Below are 449 nucleotides of genomic sequence, written 5' to 3'. Positions count from 1 at the left end.
CGGGGGGAGCGGCGCAGGCACATCCGGAAACGGCGGCAACGGAGGGGAATTCTCTGGCGAGAGCGGCAGCAGCGGCAGCGATGGCAGTGTGGCCGGCTCCGGCGGAACAGGCGGACTCATCAGCGGTGCCGACGGTGGCGTCGGCAGTTCCGCGGCCACCCTGATCAACGATGGCGGCTCGATCACGGGCGGCGGCGGCGGCGGCGGCGGCTTCCATAGCAACGGCCGCAGCGGCGGCAACGGCGGCGATGGCGTCGCCTCATCGGTAGACAATGCTTCTCTCGCCAACAGCGGTCGTATCGTTGGCGGCGGCAGCGGCGGCAGCGGCAAGAGCGAATTCGAAGACGGCGGCGACGGCGGCAGCGGCGCCACGTTCTCTGGAGCCCATATTGTCTTGATCAACAGCGGCACCATTGCGGGTGGCGGCGGTGGCGGCGGCGGCATTGTGA

Annotated in this window: 1 pseudogene; it reads left to right on the top strand. The window is 70.2% G+C overall.

Annotated elements, in window-relative coordinates:
- Window positions 1-449, top strand: a pseudogene (locus AC0L3E_RS34640) (autotransporter domain-containing protein); the annotation flags it as partial.

The organism is Mesorhizobium sp. WSM4822 (genome assembly GCF_055811155.1).
Note: the sequence above shows the minus strand (reverse complement) of the source record. Positions and strands in the feature narration are given on the sequence as shown.